Genomic DNA, 22,478 nt, shown 5'->3' on the forward strand with positions numbered 1-22,478 from the left:
GATGAGAAAAATGATGATGAAAACAAAACTACTACCTTTGGTTGTGGCATGCCTAGCAGCAAGCCCAGCCTTTGCGGCCGAGCCAATGGCCAATTTATTTAATGACGGCAGTGTGAATGGTCAATTTCAATTATTTGACTTCCAACGTAACTTTGATGGCGATAGTACTGATCGACGTGATACATCATTCGGTGGCCTTTTCTACCTGCGATCCGGAGAAGCTAACGGTATAAGCTTTGGCAGTTCATTTGCTTCAGCTAACCCAATTTGGGATGCAAACGATGATGGTCTGTATGGCCTTGTTGGTGGTGGAGCGCCTGGCGCTAAGGTTGAACGTACATCTGTTAACCGTTTGCAAGAATACTTTGTTAGCGGCAACTGGTACGACACTAAAATAGTGGTTGGTGCGCAAGAGTTACGTACTCCCATGATGAACCCGTTCCCATTAAGAGCAATCCCGTTCACCTATCGCGGTGCCAGTATTAAGAATACCTCAATTGAGAACTTGGGCGTGTCAGCGCTGTATATCACTGATTACATGGGCTGGACCAACGAAGAGTTTGCCAGTGTGGCTGATGGTATCCGGGGTGAATTTGCACGTAAGGGCGTTTTCATCGATGTTGAAGACAACCCTATTTACGCCTTAGGTTTAGATTACAATCTGCCGTTAAATGCGGTCAAAGCCAAAACCAGTCTGTGGTACTACTCCATGGAAGACGTTTACAATCAGTATCATGTTAAATTGGACATGAGCGGTAAAATGGGCGCTGCCAACTGGTACTTCATTCCGTCTTATTTAAAACAAGACTCTACAGGTAAGCTAGATCAGAGCGCTGCACAGTTTGATACTTACCAGGCTGGGTTCCATTTAGGGATGAAATGGAGTGGGTTTGATGCCACGATTAAGTACGTAAAAACCGGTGATGGCGATATTGTTGCCCCATTTGGTGATGAAAAAGTGATCATTCAGCAGGTGGTTCAGTCTTCGCGTGCTAATGAAGAAGGTTACGGTGCTCAGCTAGCATACAACTTTGCACCTGATTCAGCTCTCAGTGGTGTGAGCACATATCTTAACTGGGCTAGTTATCAGATTGATGGTGACTCAAGCAAAGACATTGATGAAACCGACTTGTCTGTTACTTATGATCTTTCTCAGTTTTTAAATGGTCTAAGTGTGCGAGCCAGACATGCCATTGTTAATTACTCTACAGGCGATGACCTAACTGACACTCGTTTTTACGTCTACTATAAATTTGCTTTGTAATTGGGTCACAGCATATAGACTAGCTCTAAAATAGAGTGACGTTTTGTTAAGCCAGTTGGAATATCCAACTGGCTTTTTTATGTCAGTTAGCTTGCACAATATGTGGTTTAGGTTGTCAGCATAAAATGATTTACGCTGATTCCCTTGGTGTAGGAATCAAGTGTGTCGTTATAATTTTGCTGGAATTATGAATGGATTAATTATCTATTTCGGATGTTTATCATTTAACTGCAGTAAATCCCAAAGATTGCCATAAAGATCTTCAAATACCGCCACAGTGCCATAGTCTTGCTCTTGAGGCGGGCGCACAAACTTAATCCCATCAAGTTGCATGCGGTTATAGTCGCGCCAAAAGTCATCGGTATTCAAAAAAAGAAATACCCGTCCGCCAGCTTGGTTACCAATAAAATCATGTTGCTCTGGTTTTGATGCCCGCGCTAACAGCAAAGATACCCCGTTTGAACCCGGAGGTGCGACTACAACCCAGCGTTTGTCTTGTTCTGCTTGATAGGTGTCTTCAATCAATTCAAACTTCAATTTATTGACATAAAAATCGATGGCTTCATCGTAATCATTCACCACTAGCGCGATGTGAACTATAGACTGTTTCATTATTATCCTTTGATAGCTTTGTAAGTTAGCGTTGTATATTAGCTAGTGAGTTAATGCAAAATTTACTGTGCCATCGATTATGCATTAATTAACCTGAACTCGGGATAACAAATGCCTCGCAAACAGCCCTTTGCCTTGCTAACTGCGTTATTTTTTACATGAGAAGACTTGCAACAGGCCCGCTATTGACGCGTTAATTGGTTAGGTTTGGAGATATTGACGCATAAAAAAAGCCACAGTAATGAACTGTGGCTTACTGATACTAGCGAGTCAGTTAATTCTAAATCGATTAGTTCTTTTTAGAATATTTTGCCGCTTCTTCACCTGCTAAGCGACCGAAGGTGATGATGCCTGAAATTGCATTGCCACCTAAGCGGTTAGCACCATGAACACCACCAGTGACTTCACCAGCGCCATACAAGCCAGGTATAACCTGTTTCTGAGCATTCATGACTTCAGTTTTGGTGTCGATCATCACGCCACCCATAGTGTGGTGAACCCCAGGTGTCACTTCGATTGCATAGTAGTTACCTTCGTTTAGTGCACGAGGTAGATTTGGACGCTCAAAATCAGTGTCTTTACCGCTGCTCACTAAGCTATTATAACGTGCAACTGTTTCGGTTAACGCTTTACCGTCAATACCTTCCATCTTGCCTAATTTAACTAAGCTGTCTGCCGATGGTGCAACACCTAAACCAATATACTTATCGATTTTAGACAGTGATTTACGTACAGAGTCATCAAAAATCAAATAAGCTGATTTACCCGTTTGCGCTAAGATTGCCGCAGATGCTTTATCACGAGTGGTAATTTCGTTGACGAAACGCTTACCTTCACGGTTAACCAAAATCGCACCATTACCACGTACCGCTTCAGTGACCATTACGCCACCTTTTACTGATAGTGTTGGATGAGCTTGGATGTATTCCATGTCTTTCAAAGCGCCACCGGCATTTTCAGCCACATCCAGACCATCACCTACAGCACCAGGTTGGTTAGTAGAGATAAAGCCTTTTAATGAAGGATCAAGCTTAGCGACACGTTCGTTATTTTTAGCGAAACCACCCGTTGCTAAGATGACTGCATCGGCTTTCACCCAGTAGTAACCTTTATACATTCCCTTAACCAGAATACCTTTCACTTTGCCGCTGTCATCTTTAAGTACTTCAATGCCACGAGTGTTCATGCGTAAGTCGATATTGCGTTTTACGGCATTATCATAAAGCACTTGAACAACATGAGCACCCACACCTGCGCCACCAGTTGGACGGTGTGCACGCTTAACCGATGCACCACCCATCATGCCAACATCGGTTAAATCGGCGCCCATTTTGGTCATCCAATCAACTGAGCCTTTAGAGTGTGAGCTTAAGACTTCAACTAATGCTGGATCGTTTATATCACGGCCGCCTTTCATGGTGTCTTTGAACATTAGCTCAGGGCTATCTTTAATTTCTTTGGCTTTTTGTTGATCAGTCCAAGCAGCGTTCATACCACCTGCAGCCAATTTAGCGTTACCGCCGATAACAGGCTCTTTTTCAATCAGAATGACTTTCGCACCATTATCTGTTGCCGATATTGCCGCAGAGAAACCTGCGCCACCAGAACCGACAACCACTACATCAACCGTATCGTGAGGTGCACTAGCAAGAGCAGCCTGACGTTCTGCTTTATCTTTGGCCAGTTCAGCAATAGTGGGTTCGTCACGTTTCCATTTTTTAGCATATGGCATATTGAAATCGAAGCTGTGGCAAGAATCACAGTACACCATCGATTTTTCGTGCGCGCTGTGACATGAGGTACAAGCCACTTCACCGGGAAAATGTGAAGCATGGGCATTGTAATGTTCATGTTTTGTGGTTTCAGCCACTTCAGCTAAAGTGCCATGGCAAGAAACACATTGGGCATTTTCATAGGTTAAGCTGTCGTTTGATAGCTCGCCATCTGGAGTATGACAGCTATCACACTCTTGGTTTTGCTCATGGAATTCAGCTAAGTTATCAGCCGCAACAGCGTTGCCCATTAGGCCTGCTGTGCCCATTAGCGTGGCAAGGCAGACTGCAAGTTTCATTTTTTTCATTTTTGCTCCTCCTTCTAAACCTAATGATGCTTAGTTGATTAGGTATAAAAGCCAGTTATTGTTTTAGTGTGGCTGAAGTGAGATCACTTCACTTTAAAAGTTCGGTCTAAAATTAGGTGTTAAGTTGTTCAGCGGTTACTTCTGCTTACCTTAATCTTTATCCATGCCACTAAAACCAGCAATAAGATAAACACCAGCAGTGACAGAAATGACAACTCAATCACAAGCATGAAAAGGTGCTATGCAAAGATGCATAGCTTTAAGGGCGTGTATGCACTTTTGCATAGTTTATGTGGCGCTAGATCACATCAAATTAATATTTAGGTAAAAGGTACATAATGATTTACTAATTCGCGGAATGCGGCACAGTTTCAAATGAGCGAAATAGTTAACATCGCAGTATGAAGATCCTATTACTATTAGTTATTACCCTCACTTTTCCTGCATTCGCGCAAGACAGCATTGTGCTAGGTGTGCATTCAAAAACAGCGCCATTAGAGTGGCGTAATAACGGAGTGGATCAAGGATTTAACATTGAGTTGATGGATAGAATTGGTCAGCTTACTAACAAGCGCATTCTTGTGCGGCGTAAGAGTTTTCAGCAATTAGTTCAAGATGTGTATAACCCTAACAGCGATATTGACGTGATTGTTGTGGTGAGCCCGGTGAACATGGATCGCAAGTTAGCTCAATCTGATCCTATCTATGCTACCCACGCTAAAGCTTATACTTTGCAGGGTAAGGGTTTAATTAACAGTTGGGCAGATTTGATTGGTAAGCGGGTGGCCATTAAAAAAGGCGCTTTTGTTGATGTTTTTTTATCTGATCATCTGCAAAATTTCGACCGCGTGGATGTTGATTTGTATGAAACAGGTTTTCAATTACTGATTAAAAATCAAGTCGACGTGGTGATTGCTGAAAGCTTTGTTGCGCGGCGTTTACTTCCGCTGTATCCATCGGTGCGCAGTTCGAGTGATGCACTCATTTATGGCGCGTTTAATTTTGTCGCTAATGAGTCGAAAACTGAACTCATGTATCAAATTAATGAAGCCCTTAGGCAGTTAAAATTATCAGGCGAATACGACAGACTGGTTAATAAATGGTTTGGTACCGGGCGTGAAAAAGTGGATTTAACCTCTTCTGAAAAGCGCATGTTTGCTCTAGCCATTTTAGTGGCGATTATTTCTGCTATCGGGATGATTTTCACCGGATTGATAAGCGCTAGTTTACGCCGTCATACTAAAGCCCTTGATGCCGAACTCATTCAGCGCAGGCGCATTGAAGCTGAGATATCTGAATTATCTAAACAGTTCCAATCTGTTCTCGATGGTATCCCCAATGGCGTAACCATAGTAAACCAAGACTTGCAGCATTTATGGAGTAACGATAACAACATTCATTTGTTAGATTCAGCAGCATTTTACTATATCGATAACCATGCATTTGTTCTTAAAACGGCGGTGCTCGAGGTACTCTCTAGCCAAACCCCCTTGATTGCAGAAATGCGCTATCAACAGCAGTTTTGGCAATTACAAATCCATCCTATTGCAGAAAAACAAGTGGTGATTCTACTTGAGGAAACCACTGAGCAGCATAGATTGAGGCAAGCAAATGAAGAAGTTAGCCGTTTAGCGTCACTAGGGGAGTTGTCTGCGGGAATTGCTCATGAAATCAATAATCCAACCGGCCTGATTGTGCATGCGGTATCATTATTTACCGCGGCCTTAAAAGACTTAACCCCAGCAGCAAGGCACTATCAGCAACAAAATCCTTTTTGGCTTATTGCAGGATTACCCCCAGATGTTGCCATTGAAGAGCTTCAGTACAGTTGCGGCTCTATTGAAGAGGGCGCCAAACGTATCAGCCGAATTGTTAATGACTTAAAACGTTATGCCATGCCGCATATTGCCGATCAATATGCTCGAGTATGCCTAAATGACGTGGTTCAAGTTGCCCAGCGTCTGACTGCCAATCAAACCAAGGTCCATCAGATCAGCATGAGGTTATGTCAACCTAGTCCTATAATTAAGGGCGATGCGCAACAGTTACATCAGGTATTAATCAACCTTATTCAAAATGCTTGTCATGCCTGCACTGAACAACATGGCGAGATTATTATAGAAACTCGCATTGCTGGCAATACGGCAATATTGAGCATTATCGATAACGGTTGCGGCATGAATAGCGCCACGCTCAAACGTATTACCGAGCCCTTTTTTACCACCCGTCGCAACGAGGGCGGTAGTGGTTTGGGTTTATCGGTATGCAGTAAAATAATTAAAGAGCATCAAGGCGAAATGCAGATGCAGTCGAGTTTAGGCAAAGGCACGCAAATTAGTCTGATTTTTGCATTGGAACAACACACATGAAACTGGCCAGAAATATTCTGTTAATCGACGACGAAGCCGCCTGGTTACGCACACTGGCGATAACCCTTAACCGTCTCGTTCCTGAGGCTGACATAGATACTTGTCTAGATAGCCGTCAAGTACACAGCCGCTTACAAGTGGGTGATTATGCGCTAGTACTGGTCGATCTTACTATGCCATTTCACTCTGGCGAAGAGCTATTAGCGATGATCCGCAGTGACTTTCCCAATACTCGGGTGATTATTGTGACTGGGGTGAATGAGGTTGATACTGCAGTGCGCTGTATTAAAAATGGCGCTTATGACTACTTTATCAAAACAGACAATGTCGATAATCTCGCGCGTACGGTACGCCGAGCGCTAGAAGTGGTTGGGCTTGAAAGAAACTACCTGTATATCAAAGAAAAATTCTTAAGTCGTACTTTAGATAACCCGCAAGCGTTCAATAATATTTTAACTTGCGAGCCACAGTTATTAGATCAATTTCGTTATCTTGAAGCCGTATCTTGTAGCCCTGAACCCTTGCTAATTTATGGTGAAAGCGGCACTGGCAAAAGCGAGTTCGCCAAATCTTGCCATGTGCTTTATAACCCGAATGAACCTTTTATTAGCATTAATCTTGCCGGTATTAGTAGCGAGTCCTTTGAGCAAAAAATGAGTGGCCAGCTGTATCATCACCATAATGGCGAGCTTGAAGCGGTTGCAGGCCTATTGCATCAAGTCGGAAGTGGGGTGCTGTATTTGAATGAAATAGGCGCGTTGCCTCTGGATGCTCAAGTTAAGCTATTAGCGTTGTTAGACACTAAACAATATTACCCTTTAGGCAGCGACACCGCTTATCCGGTTAAATGTAAGTTTGTGGTATCGACTCAAGATGACTTACTCAAACTACACCAAGCTGGTGAGTTTAGAAGCGATTTACTCTACCGCTTACGGGCTCATAAAATTAAATTACCACCGTTAGCAGAACGGCAGTTAGACATTGCTATGTTAATCAATCATTTCATCGCCCTTGCTGCCGCTGAAATGAATCTACCTGCGCCTATTCAGCCTCCCGATTTAGCGCCCAAACTCGCCAGTTATGATTTTCCTGGTAACCTTCATGAACTCAAAGGCATGGTTTTTGATGCTGTGAGCCGAAGTGATGGCATAGCGCTTAATACCTCTGCTTTTATGGAAGCGATTAATGAACACAAGTCATTAACGGCAGCGCCGCAAGACCGCATTATTTTTCCCAAACAACTGCCCACGATAGCGCAGATGAACCAAGCATTAATGGACGAAGCCATGAGCCGCACTGCCAATAACCAAACCGCAGCAGCGCAAATACTGGGCATTAGTCAAAGTGCGCTGAGCAGGCGGTTGAAGGGACATTAAAGCTGAACATTATGTAGTTTAGTTAACATATAGCGGCGACTGAGTGCAGGTCTTGTTAATGTGTTTCTAGCCGAAACTTTTGTGTTAACGCTGCACTCGACGTTTCGAATCACTGAATTCTAGCGTCTCGCTATTGATTATTGATTTCAATCATATTCTTTGTTTTAAATTTTAGCATGTTATTCGATTTGCATCCTTGGGCGTCTTCTCTACCTAAAGGGCAAGGAGAAAGTTCATTAAATAATGCTGTATTAATACTAAACATTCCTTTTTCTTTGGCTAGCATGCCTTTTTTCTTTAGGCTCCCCAGCATCAAGTCTAGCTTTATGACGCTAATATGCAGTATGTCAGCAATCTCTTCTCGTGTTAGTTTAATATCAATAGTAAGCCACATTGATGAAAACTCTGTCTTAAAAGCGACCAAAATATCGAATAGAAACTTAATGAGTTTATCTTCAGGTGACGATGTTAATAAGAAAATAGCCAATGCGGTTTGTCTTTCGGTAAAATAGTTGGCATCAAACATAAAACGTGTAAAGAGCTCAATGTCATTCTTTATTAAGTTTTTAATCAAAGATTTATCGACAACTATTATCTCACTATCTCGAGCTACTTTAATACTTTTACAACAAGTACAATTGTTTTCTAATAGTAAATGATAATCAGTTAGTCTATTCGGGATGATGACATTAACAAATTTAGGTTTGGTATAGTTGTTTGTTCTTTTTATATAAAATAATAGTCCGGTGTTTAAATAAATAAAATTATTAAGCAAAATACTTTTAGGTATTAGCTCACCTTTACTTAAGGTTTTTTTTTCGCCATTTTCTTTAATAAAACTCATTATGTCGGGTTTAACTGCATCTGGAAAAAATATAGTAGATTTCCCTTTCATTTCAGAACTTAAAGACATAACTAGAGCCATACCAACATACCTTAACGTTTAATTTTCATTACATGATTTACTAATTGAATATCTGACAGTATAAACCGAAATATAAATTAACTAGTTTCAATTCTATGCATATTTATATTATGCGATATTTCTCACATCTTTTTTTAAGTTGTGATGAATGTTGGTAATTTAAATTAGTTTTATTTTCTGTTAAGTCAATCACATGTTACTTACGATTGTTTATACCTATATGTAGGTATTTAGGCGGATGGTTTGATTAAATTAGCTCAAGAAGTTCGCAGATGATAACGGAATGTTAAGTAGGGGCCAGCCAGTTAGTGTTCTTTGGTTTAAACCTTGATAACAACAAATAAGCTTTCGATTATATTTTCTAGAACAAACATAGTAACTGACGTTAAAAAGTAATTATTTCACAGGTAGTGACATGAAAGTAAAAAATTCAGATTTAAGGAGGTATTTAACAATGAGATCTCTCTATCAACTTGCCATGCTCATTGGTTGTGGACTCTTAGTAATGCAAAGTGCTCTTGCATTACCGTGGGACGATTTAACCGCAGAACAATTAGACACTACACTGCAACAAAAATTTACTGACGGAAATTATTCTCCTAAAGGGGCAGATTCTTGCCTTATGTGTCATAAGAAAAATGAACAGGTGATGGACTTATTTAAGGGTACGCACGGCAAAGTCATTTCAGACGCATCTCCGATGGCAGGCTTGCAATGTGAAGCATGTCATGGTCCACAAGGCAATCATAATCGAGGTGGTAAGGAGCCGATGATTGCTTTTGGTGCAAAAAGTAAGTTGCCGGTAAGTTCTCAAAACAGTGTTTGTGAAGGGTGTCATAACGATGCACAGCAGATGAGCTGGCACAACAGTACCCATAATCTTGAAGAAGTTGCCTGTGTAGATTGTCACAAAATCCATGCAGCCAAAGACCCTGTTATGGATAAGCTCACTGTTAATGACACTTGTGTTAGCTGTCATACCAGCCAAAAAGGCGACATGAATAAGCGCTCTTCACACCCTTTAAAGTGGAACAGCATGACATGTGTTGATTGCCACTCAGCTCATGGCTCAATGAGTGAAAATGCGTTAGTTAACCCCACAGTTAATGATACTTGTTATGGCTGTCATGCTGAAAAACGTGGGCCTTTCTTATGGGAACATGCACCAGTAACAGAAAATTGTGTCACTTGTCATAACCCTCATGGCAGTGTCAATGAATCACTCGTTAAGCAACGCGCTCCGCAATTGTGTCAGCAATGTCATGCCAATGATGGACACGCTAGTCGAGTGGTCGCTGAGTCAGGTATTGATGCCTTTGGTGGCGGTAAAAGTTGTTTGAATTGCCACAGTCAAATACATGGTTCAAATCATCCCTCAGGCAGCTTGCTGCAACGCTAATGGAGAGCAAGATTATGTCATTTAAAATCAATCTTATTACTGTATCGATATTAGTGGCGGTATCTGGACACAGTTTCGCAGCGAATTTTGGGGTGAGTAATGCTAATACTAGTCATGTAAAAACCAGTAATTATGAATGTAACCGTTGTGGCGAGAATACAGATTATAGCGGTAAGATCGATGTGGCTTTTGGCTATAACGACATTGATGATATGCATGCCGGTAACGCATTAGGCACTTCAGAAGATGGCGCTATTGGTTCGTTAAGCAGTGATATTTTGTTCCTGAACAAATCTGGCTATCAAGCCCAAATAACTGCTCACCAATTGGGTTTCGATAATAGCTTTGCTAGTTTACAAATTGGGGATTCAGGCTTATATGAGGTGGTATTAGATTACGCTGCAATCAAAACGATTAAAGCTGATGATGTAAATAGTCAGTTGTGGCATAACGATGGAATGCTGACTCCAAGTACTGATGTTAATACGTTTAACTTAGCGCTAGAACGAGAGAAATTAGGCATTGGCGTGGTATTTAGCCAAGATGCTTACAATAGCTTTGTCAGTTACAGCCAAGAAGAGAAAACTGGTCACAGCTCAAGCAGTATCGTGACGCCTAGCCCTATCAATATTGGCTTGCCGGTGAACGCGACGACTTATCAATGGGATGCTGGGATAGGTCTTAATGGCGATAATTGGATGAGCGAATTGAGTTATTCAGGAAGCATTTACAATAATAAAATAAGCGACTTAAGTCTGCCTTATTTAAACGATGTTTATGCCGCCTCTCCAGACAGCCAAGCGCATCAAATATCACTTTCTGGCAATTACCGCTTTGATCAGACCGTGATGAGTGGACGAGTTGCAACGGGTCGCATGATCCAAGATGAAAACTTAATTCAAATGAGTGGTAATCCACTGCAAAGCTGGGACGGTCAGGTTAATACCACTGATGGCCGTTTTGCAGTGACATCAATGATGAATAATCGACTTCGCTTAGGTGGCAACATCGATTATAACAAGCGAGATAATCAGAGTTCGACTGCAGAGTTTGCTCAATATAACTTTAATAGTTTAACGGGTGCATTTAGACAAAATACCCCTTTAGATTACGAACGTAAAAATTATGGCATAAATGCGAGCTATCGAATTGCCAGTGGTTATCGTTTACAGGCAGGTTATGACAGTAAAGAAATCACTCGCAATTATAGTGAACGTGAAACAACTCAAAATGACACCTTATGGACGAAATTAAATATCCGTAAGTTTGAAATGTTTAATATTAATGTAAAGTCTGAGTATGCTAGTAGAGATGGTTCTAAATATGAGTCAGATATATTAACAGCCTCAGAAGATAATGCAGTCTTAAGAAAGTATTATTTGGCAGATCGAACCCGTAATGCCTATGAATTAAAGTTAACGCATACACCTAATGATTGGATTAATGTCGATATTACCTCTCGATATGCCAAGGATGAATATAAAGATACGGATGTCGGTTTATTAGATTCAGAAGATTATGGTTATGATGTCAATGTCAGTTTTCATATTAATCAGTATATTGATACTTATGGATTTATTGGGCAGCAATGGATCAACTCATCGCAAGCCGGTAGTCAAGTTGGCAATTCATATTGGTACTCAGATATAGAAGATGAGTTTATTAATATTGGTGCAGGGCTTAATTATAGTGGCTTAATGCAAGATAAATTAATTATAGGTATGGATTATCTATTTGCTAATTCAACCAGTAATACCAATGTGATTGTTGATGATAGTCAACCATACGGTGACTATTACAGTTATAACCACAGTGCCAGTGTCTATGCTGATTATGCATTAAACTCACAAATGGCACTCAAACTCAGCTATCGATACGAACGCTATTACGATACTGATGCTGCATCTACTGGGATTGTAAGTATACCCGGACTAATAACACTTCAAGATATAAACCATGACTATAACGCACACCAAGTGATGTTGTCATTTAGCTACAAATTGCATTAAACGTATCGTAAATACTACGCGAGGATATAGAAATGGAACGTAGAAATTTCTTAAAAATGAGTGCAGCAATTGGCGCTGCAGCAACTATCACTGGGTGTGAAGATAGTGCGAAAGAAATCAATGTAGTACCGCCAGAAGTACCTGAAAGTTCGCTTGAACAGCTTAACTGGTCTGCATGCTTAGTCAATTGCGGTTCAAATTGCCCTATTAAAGTATTCAGTAAAGATGGTGTTATCACCCGAATTGAAACTGACCATGAAACAACTGATGAATATGGTGTAAACCATCAAGCTCGAGCATGTCCTCGTGGACGCTCACTTCGTCAAAGAACCTATGCAACTGATCGACTACGTTCTCCAATGAAACGAGTCGGCAAAAGAGGTGAGGCAAAATTTGTCCCTATCAGTTGGGAACAAGCTTATTCAGAAATAGGCACGAAATTACAAGCTATTAAAGATAACTACGGCCCTGAATCAATTTACATGCATTACGGTACAGGTGCTTATTATGGTTTCTCATCGAATACCGCTACTTGGGGTCGCCTATTGAATTTAAATGGCGGTTTTCTAGACCACCATTGGGATTATTCATGGGCCGGTGTGTATCCAGCGTGTATGGCCACTTATGGCGATCAATGGGATAGCATTGGTGGTAGTTCGTTAAGCGAAATCGTTAACTCAGATTTATTTATTGGGTTTGGTTTTAATCCAAATGAGATACGCATGAGTGGTAGTGGCGAAGGCTATGACTTTGTTAAATCTTTAGAAAGTAATAAAAAGAATATTAAAGTGTGGATGGTTGAACCCAGATACACAGATTCAATGCGGGGTAATGAAGATGAGTGGCTTGCTATTCGTCCTGGTACTGACGCCGCATTAATTGAAGCGGTTATTTATCAAATGATAAATAGTGGTTGGGTTGATCAACATGCCAAACCATTTTTAGACAAATATGCAGTGGGTTATGACGAAGCATCGTTAGTGAACACTAAGGCGTCTGTTACGCTAAATGCTGATCCGTTTATTGCTTCACACGCTGAATTTATCGACCCAGCACAAAACTACCATGATTATATTATGGGCCAAGGCATATTTGAGCAAGAAGGTGCGAAAACACCAGCTTGGGCCGCCGTAGTCTGTGGCGTTCCAGCGAATAAAATAGAACAACTAGCCACTGCTATTATGGCCGCTGAAGCGCCATATATTTCTGCTGGTGCGGGTATTAGTCGTCATGCAAATGGCGATCAAGCGACTCGCGCCGTGTATACCCTAGCCATTATGACCGGAAAAATAGGCCGTGCGGGTGTAAATAGCGGTGCCATGCCGTCAAGTTATAGTTTTGGTGTTTCGGGTATGCCTACTGGCAGTAACCCTGTAGAGGTTACTATCCCTGTTTTCACATGGTCAGATGCCGTTGTTCGTGGTGAAGAGTTCAGTGGAACTACTGATGGTGTTCGTTTCACTTCTAGCGGCAGTCAAGAACGAGTCGATAATAATCCTGCTACATTGGGCACCAACATTAAGGCAATTATTAACTGTGCCGGTAATGCTTTAGTCAATCAACATTCAGACAGTAATGGCACCGCGCAAATCCTCCAAGATGACAGTATGTGTGAACTGATTATTGTCAGTGATTGTTGGATGACACCTTCTGCTAAGTTTGCCGATTACTTATTGCCAGACAGTACATGGTTAGAATCAGTCGATTATGCCAACGATTCATATGCATCGGGTCAAATGGCGTATGCAACCTTCATGAGCACCTCATTGAAGCCACTAGGCGAATCACAATCTATGTATGAAATTTGTGCTGGGATTGCGAATGCTATGGGTTATGGAGCTGAATACACCGAAGGGCTTAACGGCCAACAATGGTGTGAAAAGCTTTATCAACAAACCAAGGCGATGAATGCCGATGTTGATATGCCCGATACCTATGAGGAGGCACAGAAAATTGGGGTTTTCCGTAAATACATGTCTTCATCAGTGGTTGCATTTGAGTCTTATATTCAAGATCCAATAGCGAACCCTAGACCGACAATTTCTGGAAAATTTGAGATTTTCTCATTATCACTTGCACGTAAAGCGGCCACTTGGTCTTTGCCTACTGGAGACCAAATTACTCCATTACCGCAATATGTGGTGACTTGGGACGGCTATCAAGATCAAGACACTATTGATGCTGGCTACCCATTACAGTTATGTGGTTACCACACTAAAGGTCGAACTCACTCAAGTTACCATAATGTCCCATGGTTACGGGAAGCCGTAGAAGATGCAGTTTGGATGAACCCGAAAGATGCCTCTTCTCGTGGATTAGCTGATGGCGATATGGTTCATGTTTATAACGGTAGAGGAACAATTGAACTGCCTGTAAAACTCACTCCTAGAGTTACTCCTGGTGTGTGCTCTTTAGGGCAAGGTGCTTGGTATAAACCAGATGCGAGTGGCAAAGTGGGTCCATCTGGCCATGTTGTGGATATTGGAGGCTGTATTAATACACTGACAAAATATCATCCTTCTCCAGTATCAAAGGGAAATCCACAGCACACCAATCGTGTTCAGGTAGTCAAGGCTTGATAGGGGTAAATTAAAATGACACAAGAAACTCAATTAGGATTTTATTTCGATAGCAGCAAATGCACTGGCTGTAAAACCTGCCATATAGCCTGTAAAGATCGAATGGTTGGCAAAACACGCAGTAAGGATGATGTCACTAATCAAGGCGTATCGGCAATGCCTGGTATGTTATGGCGTCGGGTTTATGAATACGGTGGTGGTTCATGGGATCAAAATGGCGACGAAAGTTATAATCAAAATGTATTTGCTTATTATGCCTCTGTTGGTTGTAACCATTGTAATGAACCTGTGTGTGTCAAAGCTTGTCCGACTGGCGCTATGCATAAAAGAAAAGAAGACGGACTGGTACTGGTTCAAGAGTCGTTATGTATTGGCTGTGAAAGCTGTTCAAGAGCTTGCCCATATGATGCGCCGCAGATTGATATTGAACGCAAAGTCATGACCAAGTGTGACGGTTGTTTCGATAGATTAGCAGAAGGTAAGAAACCGATTTGTGTAGAGTCATGCCCTTTACGAGCGTTGGACTTTGATACGATGGAAAACCTACGAGCTAAATACGGTAACGGTGATGGTCACTTTGCGCCACTTCCTTCTGAATCGATTACCTCGCCTAACTTAATTGTTAAAGCGTCAAAGAAGGCCCAACCTGTTGGTGCAAGTACGGGGCGGATCTTAAACGTTCGAGAAGTATAAATTATTGAATAGAGGGTGTAATCAGCGTATTACACCCTTCCATCCTACTTAAATTTATAAGCAAATATGAACGATATGAACATTGAAAAGCTTCAAGATTTACAAGCCATTGCCAATGTATTGCATTCTGTGCTGACTATTTATCCTGAGTTGGATTTGATCAATACCTTTAAAGATCAAGATATTGTTGAAAATTGGCCTCAGCTGTTAGTAACCGATACCAACATTAAAGGATTAACGCACCTAAAAGCTTATCTTGCTCAATGGACCGGTGATGAAGCTGAGTTGATTAGGCTTAAGCTAGATTACGGCATGCTTTTTTACGGCCCAGGAACACCTTTTGCTGCACCGTGGGGGTCTGCTTATACCAGCTCTTCACAGTTACTTAATGACTTTAGTACCGTTACGTTAAAACAGTTTTATGCAGTTAATGACATCAATATAGACATGAGAACCAACGAACCTCTAGATCATATTGGGTTAATATTTGCGGTATTATCTTTCTTATTAAACAAGGCGACTGAAGATCCAACAAATCCACTTTATCAAAAAACAATTAATGAGCTGTTAGAAAAGCATTTACTTCCTTGGGCTTACCGATGTTTAGATCTAGCCTATTCCCATGCTGAAACAGATTATTACAAAGCGTTCTCTATTTTGGCTAAAGAATACCTTTTGTATCTGGAACAAACATTTGAACTTAACCCCAAACGAATAGCAATTTATCGATAGGTTAATATCTATGGCATTTCTTCAAGCATTAGTACAGCAGTGGCATAAGGCCGATCTTGGTTATAGCTTATTATTAAGTTTTCAACGCTCAGATGAAATAATGCAGTTGTTTAATGGTGCCACAGATATAAAGACTGTGGCTAACTTGATTGCTGCGTTAGTGTACAGTGAGGGTGAACCTCAATGGTTAACAAAAGAAAAACAAGATACTGAAAGTCCACTAGAAAATGAGTTGGTTGTTAAATGTTTAATTATCAGTTGCCAACTTTTATTTATAAAAGTATCTCAAAAAAGTAGTTTAAACCAAGCGGAAAGACTCATTCTTACCTTGTCTAATGTATGGGTTAGTCAAAAACGAGATGGTCAAAGTAGTGGTGATTTGATTGATCTAATTAAAAAAATTTATAGTCAGGTGTATTCAATTGAGCTAGAAAGTAGAAATACGATTAAAAATATGAAATAGAAGGTAACCAGATAGCAGCGTTAATTTTATTGGCAGAGATGACAATGAAGATAAATCTTTATATTGTCTGTTTGGTTTTATTTATCCGCTTTCAATATTATCCCCAAGTTCCATCCCCCCACACCTTAACCTCGCCTTAACCCCTCCATCAGTATGCTAGTGCCATTATTGTGTAATACACAGGTTTGGGGATGCAGTTGATGATGGTAAAACCGGCGCTACGAAAAGCGATGCTGGCACTGATGGTGACGAGCCTGTTGGGCTGCAGCAGTGTCGATAATGTCAATTACGCTGACCGAGCCAGTCAAGCAGAGGCGGATACTAGCCAACGTTTAATTGAGCAGTTGCTGCTGGCCTCAAAGACACCAGATGTGCCGACACAATCGATAGCGCGTTTAACTGACTTAGTTAATGTACCTGAATTGCAAAGCTTTATATCTGCTGCTTTGCAGAATAACCCTAGTTTGCAACAAAGCGTAGTGGCATTGAAAATGGCCTATGCCCAACACGGTATTACTTCTGCTAACCGTTTGCCGTCAGTAGATGCCAGCTTTAGCGGCACTTCAACCGAAGACAGCGATGACAGTTATACCACTGATATTACCGTGAGTTGGGAGCTGGATTTATGGCAAAAAGTTGCTGACAGCAGCAACGCTGCATTAAAAGACATTGCCAGCACGCAAGCCAGCCTACAAAGCGCGCAAGACTTAGTCGCTGCCAACGTGATGCGAGGTTGGTTAGACATTAGCCTTAAACAACAACTTGTGGCGATTGAAACCCAGCGTTTAACGGTATTAGACAACAATAAAGCACTTATTTTAGCGCGTTATCGTGTTGGCTTAGGCAGTTTAGAAGATCTCGATAATGCCAATACTAGTGTCGCCAGTACACAAGCTACCTTAGCCGATTATCAACAACAGCTTGCCCAAAGCAAGCGTGATTTGACCTTGCTTACAGGGCAATGGACCGGCAACGATTTAGCGGTAAACATTACTGCGGAATTTCCTGCAGTGCTGAATCCCATTAACTCACTAGGGCAACAAAATCTAAGTCAACGTCCTGATATTAAAACTGCATTTTACAATATTGAAGCCGAAGCATTACGTACCGATGCCGCCTATAAGGCTATGCTGCCGTCGATCAGTTTATCAGCCAGTTTGACCGACATGGCGCAGTCGCCAACTGATGCATTACTCACCGGACCTTTATGGAGTGTGCTTGGGCAATTATCTGCGCCCTTGTTCCAAGGTGGCAAATTATCATCACAAGCTGAGTTAGCCCAATTAACCACAGAGCAGCGCTATTGGGTCTATCAAGAAACCCTATTAAATGCGGTTAACGAAGTGGAAAACACTGTGGGCCAAGAATACTCCCTCGCCAAACAACAACAGCATTTAATTGAAGCGCAACTCAGCGCCGAGCGCAGTTTTGTCAGTTACGAGCAAAAGTATCGTCAAGGCTTAGTCGACATTTTTGATTTACTAACCGTGCAACAGCAAACCTTTGATGTTGAAGCGCAACTTGCTAACACCATTTATAACCGTCTTATAAACCGTATTGATTTAGGCCTAGCGTTGGGCTTAGGGGTATTACATGAAGCTTAATCGTCTAAACGTTATTGTCACCGTATTATCATTGGGCAGTATTTTTGCTGCCTTAGGTTATACCGTCTCGCAATTACCGCCTGCGCCTAACCAACAAGCATCTACTACAGAGCAACCTATTAACCCAGTGGCGAGTACAGCAGCAATCTCATTATTACCTCAAGTGGGGGTAGTGGCTGTCAATGGACAACAATATCAAGCTGAAGTCATCGGTTTTGGTGAAGCAAGACCACGTTATGAACTTACGTTAAGCGCCGAAGTAAGCGGTAAGATTGACAGTGTACATCGTCAATTTGAATCCGGTCTGGTGATTAAAAAAGGCACAGTATTAGGCCAAATTAATGATATCAGTTATCAGCAAGCATTAACGCAAGCGCAAACCGATGTCGCCCAGGCTGAGCTCGATTTACTCGAGGAACAACGCCAAGGTGAGCAAGCCAAATCAGAATGGTTACGTTCAGGTTTTTCTGGTGAGCCTGAATCACCGTTAGTGCTCAGAACTCCACAATTGGCCCAAGCGACTGCCGCATTAGAAAATGCCAAGTTAATCCTTAAAAAAGCTAAGCAAGATGTGGCCTATACCAAGATTACTGCGCCATTTGATGCGCTAGTGGTGAGTCGTGATATTCAGCCCGGAAGTTATGTACAAACCGGCACCCAACTGGGCACTTTATACAGCGTTGCAGACGTTGAAATTAATGTGCCATTGTCAGATTTACAGTGGCAAAACCTGCCAGAGTTTGACAATGCACAGCTTGCTAAAACCCCTTGGGATGTCACCTTGTACAGCGCCGATGGTCGTAACCAGTGGCAAGGTTATATTGAGCGTGTTGAACAGCATTTAACCCAAACTAGTCGTCAACGTTCATTAATTGTGGTGGTCGACAATCCACTCACGCAACAAACTCACTTGTATCCAGGCACCTTTGTTAAAGCACAAATCAACGGCAAATCATTAAGTGATTTATGGCAATTACCGTCGTCGGCTATTTCACAACAAGGTGATATTTGGTTTATCAATGATAGCAGTCAATTGGCTAAATCAGCTGCCAATATCGCCTTTGAAAAAGACGGTTTTGTGTATGTATTGCCTATTGTTAGTGAGCAAAGAGGTCGACCGAGCTTAATCCAAATTGTTAAGCGCCCTTTAAGCAGCTTTAAAGTGGGCACTAAGGTGCTTGCTAAGTTAGAGGTTTAAGCCATGTCGGGATCTCAATCTACACACTCAGGGGCGATAGCCTGGTTTGCTAGAAATTCAGTAGCGGCTAACTTGCTGTTAATTGCCATGATAATCGTGGGTCTTTTCTCCTTAGGCAGCTTACGCAAAGAGGCCTTTCCGAGTTTAGAACCCGACAGGGTGACAGTGTCGGTGACTTACGACAGTGGCGACCCAGTGCTGGCTGAAGAAGGCATAGCAATTAAAATTGAAGATGCATTAGAAACCGTGCCGGGCATAAAACGGATAACGTCAACATCCAACGCCAATGGCAGTAGTGTGATAATTGAGAAAACCAGCGCTTATGATTTAGACACTTTACTCACTGATATTAAAACCAATGTCGATGCGATTTATAACTTTCCTAGTGAAGCTGAAAAACCCGTTATTGATAAAATGCGCATGCAAGATCATGCCTTGTGGATTGAGATCTACGGCGATGCCGACCGCGCGACGTTGCAGGCATTAGCCGAACAACTTAAATCGGATTTATTAAGTCAGTCAGCCATTCACGATCTCGAGATTAAAGCCAAAGCCGAACCGATGATTTCTATAGAAATTGATGAAGCTAAGTTGCAAGCCTATGGACTGACGTTTGCCTCCGTGGCCAGTGCTGTGAATGCCGAATCGTCAGCATCCATTTCGACTAGCCTATATAACGACGACAAAACCGTGCGGCTAAAAGTATCACAGCAAGCTTACCAATTAGACGATTTTATGGCGATTCCGGTGATCACCAACAGTCAAGGTTCGCTGATAACCTTAGGTGATATTGCGACTATTAAAGACGGTTTTGCCGACGATACCTTTGTGTTGTCGCGTTATAACCAAGCTAACTCAAGCGCGATTGAAATTGTGATGGACGAAAATGGCGATATTGTTGATATTGTTGAGCAAGCTAAGCAAGTCGTCGAAAAATGGCGCAGTTCTAATGTATTACCCGACAACGTCAGTATTGCTACTTGGCATGACAAAAGCACGCTGATTATCGAACGCTTAAGCTTATTGGTTAAAAATGCCTTGAGTGGTATCGCTTTGGTATTCATTATTTTAGCGTTATTTTTAAACTTGCGAGTGGCGTTTTGGGTTGCTGCAGGGTTACCGTTTGTGTTCTTCGGCACCTTGTTTTTTATGAGCAATACTTTTGCTGGCTTAAGCCTAAATGAAATGACCACTTTTGGATTTATTATGGCGCTGGGGATTGTCGTCGATGATGCAGTGGTGGTGGGCGAGAGTGTTTATAGCACTCGGCAAAAATACGGCGACAACATCGACAACACTATCAAAGGTACTTTAAAAGTGGCAACCCCAACGATATTTGGTGTGTTAACCACAGTAGTCGCTTTTGTTGCCTTAGCTAATGTTGAAGGTAATTTAGGGCAGATTTATGCCCAGTTTGGTACTGTCGTCGCCATTTGTTTGATGTTGTCGTTGGTTGAATCTAAATTTATTCTACCGTCACATTTAGCGCATATTAATACTCAAAAAAGTGCCAAGAAATCATGGTTTAATCATATCCAACATGCTGCCGATAGTGGCTTGCAGTGGTTTAGTCGAGTGATTTATCAGCCACTTATTGAGTTTGCATTACGGTTTCGTTATGCGGTGGTATTGCTGTTTATCGCACTGTTTATTGTGGTTGCAGGTATGCCGATAACGGGCAGCGTGCGAGTGGCATTTTTTCCTGATATTGCTGGCGACACTGTCGTTGCCGACTTTTCGATGCAAAATGACGCCAGTTTTGGCCAGACCTATAAAAATTTAATGACCTTAGAAACTGCTGCAAAACAAGTCGATGCTCAGCTGGTGGCCGAACAACAGCATAATAAGGACAGCTATTTAACCAGCTTGCATGTGATGGCAAGCAGCAGTGACTCGGGCCAAGTTCAGGTTGAGTTAGCGCCAGACAGTCCTTATAGCCTCAAAGAATTTAGCCAAAAATGGCTTGAGCTTGTTGGCCAAATGGAAGGCATAAAAAAGCTGAAAATATTGTCGAAGCAAGAAATGCTTGATAATTTTAAAGTGGAAATTAAAGCCAGCGATACCGATTCCGTCTTTGCTGTTGGCCAAGCGATAAAAGCGCAGCTAGAAACCATGGATGGCGTCAGTGGTATCGATAACAATTTAGACATAGGCGAGCCGCAATATCGTTTTGAATTAACCGCGCAAGGTCGGGCCCTGGGATTTGACACCGAAACCTTATCGAGCCAGATATTGCAGTCATTTGGCGGTGGTGTAGTACAGCGTTTTCAACGTGGCAAAGATGAGGTAAAAGTACGAGTACGTTACCCTGATGAAGATCGTCAAACCATCGAAGATATTAAGCTTGCCAATGTTCGAACTAGCGACGGTACTATTGTGCCATTAAGCCACGTGGCGCAGATTTTTAATGATTACCAACCGTCGAACATTACCCGTATTGACAGTCAACGGGCGGTATACATCAGTGCTGTACTAGACAAAGATAAAATTGCCTCAAACGAGCTTGTTAGTCAGCTAAAGCAGACGTTAGTGCCGCAGTTAGCAGTGCAATACCCCGGTGTGAGTTTCAATTTTGCCGGTGAAGCTGAGCAACAAGCTGAAACCACAAGTTCGATAGGGTCGATGTTTGTGCTGGCGTTAATTGCCATTTATGCCTTGCTAGCCATCCCGTTAAAATCATACATACAACCGGTGATTATCATGACCGCGATTCCGTTTGGTATTGTTGGCGCCATTTTAGGCCATTGGTGGAATGACTTAACCATTAGTATTTTATCGTTAAATGGTATTTTGGCCTTAAGTGGCGTGGTGGTAAACGACAGTCTATTGCTGGTATCGCGCTATAACGAGTTGATTAAAGAAGAGGGTTTGTCGGTACACGATGCTATTGTTGAGTCATGTACCAGCCGGCTTCGTGCGGTATTGCTTACCTCAGTGACGACCTTTGCTGGTTTAGCACCTTTGTTAGGCGAAACCTCATCACAAGCACAGTTTTTAATACCTGCTGCGGCAGCGCTGGGTTATGGTATTTTATTTGCTACCGTCATCACCTTGATTTTGACGCCATCTTTGTTGCTCATTCAATGTGAGTCAAAAGCATTTATCAATCACGTTATGGCTAAACTGCGCCCAAATCATCATAAGACTAGCTCAGTGGCGTCGTAAACCGAGGAAT

The 22,478-nt window shown here is 41.9% G+C and carries 15 protein-coding genes; 12 read left to right on the forward strand and 3 right to left on the reverse strand.

What is annotated here, in order from left to right:
• Positions 1-10: 10 nt before the first annotated feature.
• Positions 11-1,264 (forward strand): OprD family outer membrane porin, encoded by a 1,254-nt coding sequence (locus tag ACED29_RS03475; RefSeq protein WP_371697043.1) that lies wholly within the window; start codon positions 11-13, stop codon positions 1,262-1,264.
• Positions 1,265-1,468: 204 nt separating this feature from the next.
• Here the strand turns inward: ACED29_RS03475 and ACED29_RS03480 are convergent, their stop codons facing one another.
• The gene (locus ACED29_RS03480) at positions 1,469-1,876 is read right to left on the reverse strand and encodes a VOC family protein (RefSeq protein ID WP_124015268.1); all 408 of its coding nucleotides are present in this window, start codon (positions 1,874-1,876) and stop codon (positions 1,469-1,471) included.
• Positions 1,877-2,165: 289 nt separating this feature from the next.
• The gene (locus ACED29_RS03485) at positions 2,166-3,956 is read right to left on the reverse strand and encodes a flavocytochrome c (protein WP_124015267.1); all 1,791 of its coding nucleotides are present in this window, start codon (positions 3,954-3,956) and stop codon (positions 2,166-2,168) included.
• Positions 3,957-4,357: 401 nt separating this feature from the next.
• Between ACED29_RS03485 and ACED29_RS03490 the strand changes: the two genes are divergently transcribed.
• Both ACED29_RS03490 and ACED29_RS03495 read left to right on the forward strand, forming a co-directional pair.
• Positions 4,358-6,325, forward strand: a complete 1,968-nt coding sequence (locus ACED29_RS03490; protein ID WP_371697044.1) for an ATP-binding protein — start codon at positions 4,358-4,360, stop codon at positions 6,323-6,325.
• Positions 6,322-7,701, forward strand: coding sequence for a sigma-54-dependent transcriptional regulator (locus tag ACED29_RS03495; protein WP_371697045.1), 1,380 nt, complete (start codon positions 6,322-6,324; stop codon positions 7,699-7,701). The genes ACED29_RS03490 and ACED29_RS03495 overlap by 4 nt, the downstream gene beginning before the upstream one ends.
• A gap of 130 nt (positions 7,702-7,831) precedes the next feature.
• Here ACED29_RS03495 and ACED29_RS03500 read toward each other — a convergent pair whose 3' ends face one another.
• Positions 7,832-8,626 (reverse strand): Crp/Fnr family transcriptional regulator, encoded by a 795-nt coding sequence (locus tag ACED29_RS03500; protein WP_182696863.1) that lies wholly within the window; start codon positions 8,624-8,626, stop codon positions 7,832-7,834.
• 454 nt (positions 8,627-9,080) lie between these two features.
• Between ACED29_RS03500 and ACED29_RS03505 the strand changes: the two genes are divergently transcribed.
• From ACED29_RS03505 to ACED29_RS03545, 9 genes are all read left to right on the forward strand, one after another.
• Positions 9,081-10,025, forward strand: a complete 945-nt coding sequence (locus ACED29_RS03505) for a DmsE family decaheme c-type cytochrome (protein ID WP_371697046.1) — start codon at positions 9,081-9,083, stop codon at positions 10,023-10,025.
• Between the two features lie 14 nt (positions 10,026-10,039).
• Positions 10,040-12,034: an MtrB/PioB family decaheme-associated outer membrane protein gene (locus ACED29_RS03510; RefSeq protein WP_371697047.1), complete on the forward strand. Its 1,995-nt coding sequence runs from the start codon at positions 10,040-10,042 to the stop codon at positions 12,032-12,034.
• Between the two features lie 32 nt (positions 12,035-12,066).
• On the forward strand, positions 12,067-14,613 hold the full coding sequence (locus ACED29_RS03515) for a DMSO/selenate family reductase complex A subunit (protein WP_182696860.1): 2,547 nt from the start codon (positions 12,067-12,069) through the stop codon (positions 14,611-14,613).
• Positions 14,614-14,628: 15 nt separating this feature from the next.
• Positions 14,629-15,306: a DMSO/selenate family reductase complex B subunit gene (locus tag ACED29_RS03520; protein WP_162024027.1), complete on the forward strand. Its 678-nt coding sequence runs from the start codon at positions 14,629-14,631 to the stop codon at positions 15,304-15,306.
• Between the two features lie 75 nt (positions 15,307-15,381).
• Positions 15,382-16,038, forward strand: coding sequence for a molecular chaperone (locus ACED29_RS03525; protein ID WP_371697048.1), 657 nt, complete (start codon positions 15,382-15,384; stop codon positions 16,036-16,038).
• A 10-nt stretch (positions 16,039-16,048) separates the two neighbouring features.
• Positions 16,049-16,501: a hypothetical protein gene (locus ACED29_RS03530; RefSeq protein WP_182696858.1), complete on the forward strand. Its 453-nt coding sequence runs from the start codon at positions 16,049-16,051 to the stop codon at positions 16,499-16,501.
• 200 nt (positions 16,502-16,701) lie between these two features.
• The gene (locus ACED29_RS03535; protein WP_371697049.1) at positions 16,702-18,105 is read left to right on the forward strand and encodes a TolC family protein; all 1,404 of its coding nucleotides are present in this window, start codon (positions 16,702-16,704) and stop codon (positions 18,103-18,105) included.
• Entirely contained in the window at positions 18,095-19,303 is a 1,209-nt protein-coding gene (locus ACED29_RS03540) for an efflux RND transporter periplasmic adaptor subunit (protein ID WP_371697050.1), read from the forward strand. The genes ACED29_RS03535 and ACED29_RS03540 overlap by 11 nt, the downstream gene beginning before the upstream one ends.
• Positions 19,304-19,306: 3 nt before the next feature.
• Positions 19,307-22,468 (forward strand): efflux RND transporter permease subunit, encoded by a 3,162-nt coding sequence (locus tag ACED29_RS03545; protein WP_371697051.1) that lies wholly within the window; start codon positions 19,307-19,309, stop codon positions 22,466-22,468.
• Positions 22,469-22,478: the final 10 nt, after the last annotated feature.

The sequence above is a fragment of the Shewanella sp. 5S214 genome, from assembly GCF_041439795.1.
Taxonomy (GTDB): domain Bacteria; phylum Pseudomonadota; class Gammaproteobacteria; order Enterobacterales; family Shewanellaceae; genus Shewanella; species Shewanella vesiculosa.

Excerpts from the sequence above, each read along its gene's own strand:
- ACED29_RS03540 (WP_371697050.1), top strand. The coding sequence starts at position 18,095 with ATGAAGCTTAATCGTCTAAACGTTATTGTCACCGTATTATCATTGGGC.
- ACED29_RS03490 (WP_371697044.1), top strand. The coding sequence starts at position 4,358 with ATGAAGATCCTATTACTATTAGTTATTACCCTCACTTTTCCTGCATTC.
- ACED29_RS03510 (WP_371697047.1), top strand. The coding sequence starts at position 10,040 with ATGTCATTTAAAATCAATCTTATTACTGTATCGATATTAGTGGCGGTA.
- ACED29_RS03485 (WP_124015267.1), bottom strand. The coding sequence starts at position 3,956 with ATGAAAAAAATGAAACTTGCAGTCTGCCTTGCCACGCTAATGGGCACA.
- ACED29_RS03495 (WP_371697045.1), top strand. The coding sequence starts at position 6,322 with ATGAAACTGGCCAGAAATATTCTGTTAATCGACGACGAAGCCGCCTGG.
- ACED29_RS03480 (WP_124015268.1), bottom strand. The coding sequence starts at position 1,876 with ATGAAACAGTCTATAGTTCACATCGCGCTAGTGGTGAATGATTACGAT.
- ACED29_RS03530 (WP_182696858.1), top strand. The coding sequence starts at position 16,049 with ATGGCATTTCTTCAAGCATTAGTACAGCAGTGGCATAAGGCCGATCTT.
- ACED29_RS03475 (WP_371697043.1), top strand. The coding sequence starts at position 11 with ATGATGATGAAAACAAAACTACTACCTTTGGTTGTGGCATGCCTAGCA.
- ACED29_RS03535 (WP_371697049.1), top strand. The coding sequence starts at position 16,702 with ATGATGGTAAAACCGGCGCTACGAAAAGCGATGCTGGCACTGATGGTG.
- ACED29_RS03545 (WP_371697051.1), top strand. The coding sequence starts at position 19,307 with ATGTCGGGATCTCAATCTACACACTCAGGGGCGATAGCCTGGTTTGCT.
- ACED29_RS03520 (WP_162024027.1), top strand. The coding sequence starts at position 14,629 with ATGACACAAGAAACTCAATTAGGATTTTATTTCGATAGCAGCAAATGC.
- ACED29_RS03515 (WP_182696860.1), top strand. The coding sequence starts at position 12,067 with ATGGAACGTAGAAATTTCTTAAAAATGAGTGCAGCAATTGGCGCTGCA.
- ACED29_RS03505 (WP_371697046.1), top strand. The coding sequence starts at position 9,081 with ATGAGATCTCTCTATCAACTTGCCATGCTCATTGGTTGTGGACTCTTA.
- ACED29_RS03500 (WP_182696863.1), bottom strand. The coding sequence starts at position 8,626 with ATGGCTCTAGTTATGTCTTTAAGTTCTGAAATGAAAGGGAAATCTACT.
- ACED29_RS03525 (WP_371697048.1), top strand. The coding sequence starts at position 15,382 with ATGAACATTGAAAAGCTTCAAGATTTACAAGCCATTGCCAATGTATTG.